The sequence below is a fragment of the Salipiger sp. genome (genome assembly GCF_059781815.1).
Genome location: NZ_JBYNAH010000319.1, coordinates 1 through 3,966, shown reverse-complemented (window position 1 = coordinate 3,966; position 3,966 = coordinate 1). Strand labels below are relative to the sequence as shown.

Here is a 3,966-nt window from a genome sequence, read left to right as displayed (position 1 = left end):
CTGGGTTTCAATTGAAGCGCAGCATGCCGAGCACCGTGTCTGCCTGCGCGCCGACCGTAAAGCGCGGATCTTGCGCCCTCGATGAGCGGCAAAGGTGTTTGCCCCTCCAATCTATCAGCGGTGATTTGGTGATGCAGCCAGTCTGGCTGCTCAGCCCTCCCTGCTCTCGCTGCCACCGATCCAGTCGAGAAACGCTTGCGCCGGATGCGACAGTCGGCGGGCGCCGGTCACAAAATACGATGTCCCGAGATCGAGCTCGCCCCCCGGCCACATGCGCAGGGCGCCGTCGCGCACCGCGCCGCTGGCGATCGAGCGCCAGCCGAGCATGACCCCGCGCCCGTTGAGCACCGCCTGCGCCGCCTGCACGTAGTTGTTGAAGGTCTGCCCAGAGAGGCGGCTGCGCGCGATGCCGCGGGCGCGCAGGTAGTCCTCCCAGCCCGCCCAATGCTGGTTGTGCGGGCTGCGCACGTGGATCAGCGGCGCGCGGTCGAGCCCGACGCCCTCGGCCTCGAGGCGCTCCAGCAGCGCCGGGGCAGCGACCGGGCAGACGCGCTCGTCGAAGAGCTTCTCCGTCGTGCCCTCGCGCCAGCCGCCGGTGCCGTAGCGGATGGCGATGTCGATGCCCGGCGCGAGGTGCGGCAGGTCGGTGGCGGGGGCCTGTACGTTCACCGTCATCTCGGGATGGCGGGCATAGAACTCCGGCAGCCGCGGCATCAGCCAATAGGTCGCCATGCCGAGCGTGCAGGAAACCGTGACCTGCGCCCCGTCCTGCCCGCTGAGCGCGCGCAGATCCTCTAGCGCCGCCGAGATCTGCCCCAGCCCGTCGCGCACCGCCCGCGCCAGGAGCTCTCCCGCCTCGGTGAGCTGCGCCGGGCGGGTGGCGCGGTCGATCAGCGTTGTCCCGACATGCTCTTCCAGTGCCTTCAGCGCCTGGCTGACCGCCGGCTGGGTGACGTTGAGCCGCGCCGCCGCCAGCCGCATCGAACCGTGGCGGGCAACGGCCTCGAAGGTGGTGAGCAGGCGCAATGGCGGAAGACGGTCCATCAAGTTAACCCATGGCTTAAGTCAGCTTCACGCTAATCCGGCTGTTTGAGAAAAGGAAGACGTGGAATGCTTGTTTCCAGAATCTTCCCCAATCCACCCCAACAGGCTGAGAACACGCATGAACGTCATGACCTCCCCCGTGGCCGCCCCGATCCTCAAGGACAAGGGCCTCGAGATTTCCCTCTCCGACGGTGAAACTCATTACTTCAATTACCACTGGCTGCGCGACAACTGCCCGAGCTCGTTCAGCTCGGCCACCCGCGAGCGCAGCTTCGACATCTTCCACCTTGCCGACGCGCCCAAGGTGAAGACCGCCGAGCTCACCGGCGATGCGCTGGAACTCACCTGGGAGGCCGAAGCCCACGTCACGCGCTTCCCGCTTGCCTGGCTCGAAGCCTACAAGACCCCGCGACGCCGCCCCGATCCGGCGGATCTGCCGCGCGAGGCCTGGTACGGCGATCACTACCCGGACGTGCCGCGCTTCAGCCAGCCCGAGCTGCTGGCCGACAAGGCACTGCGCGCCAAATGGATCGAGGCGATGCTGGTTGAGGGCTTCACCATCCTGACCGACATGCCCAACAGCAACGAGGGCCTCACCGAGACCGCCGAGATGATCGGCCAGGTCCGCCCGACCTTCTTCGGCGATTATTTCGACGTGAAGACCCACATCAACCCGACCAACACCGCCTACACCGCCTCGGCGCTGGAGCTGCACACCGACACCCCCGCCGAAGAGCACGCGCCGGGCGTCCAGTTCCTGCATTGCCGGGCCAACACCGTCGAGGGCGGCTACAGCCTCTATGCCGATGGTGTCGCCGTCGCCAACGACTTCCGGCATCGCGATCCCGAGGGATTCAAGCTGCTGTCGGAGGTTCCGGTGCCGTTCTTCTGCGAGCATGACAGCTACGACATGCGCTCGCGCCAGACCATCATCGAGCTCGACCAGCACGGCGAGGTGTCGGGCCTGACCATCAGCCAGCACATGCTCGACATCTCGGATCTCGACCAGCACCTGCTCGACACCTGGTACCCGGCGTTCTGCCGCTTCGGGAAGATGCTGCAGGAAGAGAAATACATGATGACCTTCCTGATGAAGGCGGGCGAATGCATGGTGTTCGACAACCACCGCATCGTGCATGGCCGCGCCGCCTATACCGCCGAGAGCGGCGACCGCTACCTGCGCGGTTGCTACACCGACCGCGCCGAGATGCGCTCGACCTATCGCGCACTGATCAGCGAAGGGCGGTTCAAGGCATGAACGCGCACAGCCTGCCCGACAACGAGACTGCCGCCCTGCGGCAGGATCTCGCGGCAGCGTTCCGCATCTGCCATCAGCTGGGCTGGAGCGAATCCGTCGGCAACCACTTCAGCGCGGCGGCCTCGGAGAATGGCGCGGAGTTCCTGCTGAACCCGTGCTGGCAGCACTTCGCCACCATCCGCCCCGAGGATCTCTTGCGCATTGATGCCCGCGACGGCCGGGTGCTCGAGGGACAGGGCGCGCCCGATGCCTCGGCCTGGTGCGTGCACGGCACGCTGCACCGTCGCAAGCCGGAGGCGCGGGTGATCCTGCACGCGCATTCGCCCTACGCCACGGCGCTGGCCTGCCTGAAAGACCCGACGGTGGTGCCGATCGACAACAACACCGCGCGGTTCTACGGGCGCACCGCCTATGACCTCGATTTCGGCGGCATTGCCGACGCCGAGGAAGAAGGCGAGCGGCTGGCCGAGCGGCTTGGCGACAAGTCGGTGCTGGTGATGGGCAATCACGGTGTCACCATCGTGGGCGAGACCGTGGCTGCGGCCTTCGAGGATCTCTATTTCTTTGAGAAGGCGGCGCAGACGCTGATCCTCGCCCGTTCCACCGGCGCGCCGCTGGCGGTGCTGTCGGACTCGGTGGCGCAGAACACCGCCGATGGCTGGCGCGCCTATGCCGGGATGGCGGATCGGCATTTCGACTTCCTCAAGAGCCAGCTCCCGGCACTCTGAAGCGTCTGGTACTCGCCTGCCTGTCTCCGCTGCGCTATGCAGCGGGGACATCGCCACGTGAGGTCCGCCATCAAACGTTTTCCCTCGATCCAGGCGCTGCGCGCCATCGAAAGCGTCGCCCGCAACGGCGCGCTCTGGCGCGCGGCCGCCGAGCTCAACGTCACCCGCAGCGCCATCAGTCACCAGCTGCGGCTGCTCGAGAGCGACCTCGGCTTCAAGATCCTCGAGCGCAACGGCAACCGCACCGAGATCACCCCGCGCGCCCGCGCCTATGCCGAGGACGTGCGCCGCGCGCTGAGCATGATCGCCACCTCGACGGCACGGGTGGCGCAGGAGGGGCTCACCGGCACCCTCACCGTCAGCGCGACCCCCGGCTTCGCCGATGGCTGGCTCTGCCTCCACGTCAGCGATTTCCTCGCCGAGCACCCGGATGTCGTGCTGAGCGTCATCAGCTCGCAGAAGATGGCCGACACGACCAACCCCGAGATCGACACCTTCATCACCTTCGGGCAGGAGCCGCGCCAGCATCTCATGACCGAAGCCCTGTTCTCGGTCGAGTTCACGCCGCTCTGCAGCCCCGCCTACCTGAGCCGCTTCCAGAGCTTCAACGACCTCGGGATTCTCAAGGAGGCGACGCTGCTTCACATGAGTGATTTCACCGACTGGGAGAACTGGATGCAGCTCTCGGGGATGCCGCCCGAGAACGCCCATCGCGGCATCTGCTATTCCGACATGAACATCGTGCACACCGCGGTGCTCGCGGGTGAGGGGATCGCCATCGGAGACACCGTTTTGTGGGCGAAAGACCTTCGCGACGGCAAGCTGATGCGACCTTTTTCACCCTCTCTGCATGCCGACACGGGTTATTTCCTTTGCACGCCTGAGGAGAAGCTCGAAAATCCCATCGTGATCGAATTCCACAAGTGGTTGAAAACG

4 protein-coding genes are annotated in these 3,966 nt (G+C 66.1%); 3 read left to right on the top strand and 1 reads right to left on the bottom strand.

What is annotated here, in order from left to right; genetic code table 11:
- Positions 1 to 150: 150 nt before the first annotated feature.
- Positions 151 to 1,044: a LysR substrate-binding domain-containing protein gene (locus AC6RA4_RS23810; protein WP_500164537.1), complete on the bottom strand. Its 894-nt coding sequence runs from the start codon at positions 1,042 to 1,044 to the stop codon at positions 151 to 153.
- A gap of 118 nt (positions 1,045 to 1,162) precedes the next feature.
- Between AC6RA4_RS23810 and AC6RA4_RS23805 the strand changes: the two genes are divergently transcribed.
- The 3 genes from AC6RA4_RS23805 to AC6RA4_RS23795 form a co-directional block, all read left to right on the top strand.
- Positions 1,163 to 2,302, top strand: a complete 1,140-nt coding sequence (locus tag AC6RA4_RS23805) for a TauD/TfdA family dioxygenase (RefSeq protein ID WP_500164535.1) — start codon at positions 1,163 to 1,165, stop codon at positions 2,300 to 2,302.
- Positions 2,299 to 3,030 (top strand): class II aldolase/adducin family protein, encoded by a 732-nt coding sequence (locus AC6RA4_RS23800; RefSeq protein WP_500164533.1) that lies wholly within the window; start codon positions 2,299 to 2,301, stop codon positions 3,028 to 3,030. The genes AC6RA4_RS23805 and AC6RA4_RS23800 overlap by 4 nt, the downstream gene beginning before the upstream one ends.
- A 57-nt stretch (positions 3,031 to 3,087) precedes the next feature.
- Positions 3,088 to 3,966, top strand: an 879-nt coding sequence (locus AC6RA4_RS23795) for a LysR substrate-binding domain-containing protein (protein ID WP_500164531.1), incomplete at its 3' end; no start/stop codon positions are given.

What these genes read in the sequence shown, in the direction of transcription:
- AC6RA4_RS23805 (WP_500164535.1), top strand. Translation starts at nt 1,163, where the DNA reads ATGAACGTCATGACCTCCCCCGTGGCCGCCCCGATCCTCAAGGACAAG.
- AC6RA4_RS23810 (WP_500164537.1), bottom strand. Translation starts at nt 1,044, where the DNA reads ATGGACCGTCTTCCGCCATTGCGCCTGCTCACCACCTTCGAGGCCGTT.
- AC6RA4_RS23800 (WP_500164533.1), top strand. Translation starts at nt 2,299, where the DNA reads ATGAACGCGCACAGCCTGCCCGACAACGAGACTGCCGCCCTGCGGCAG.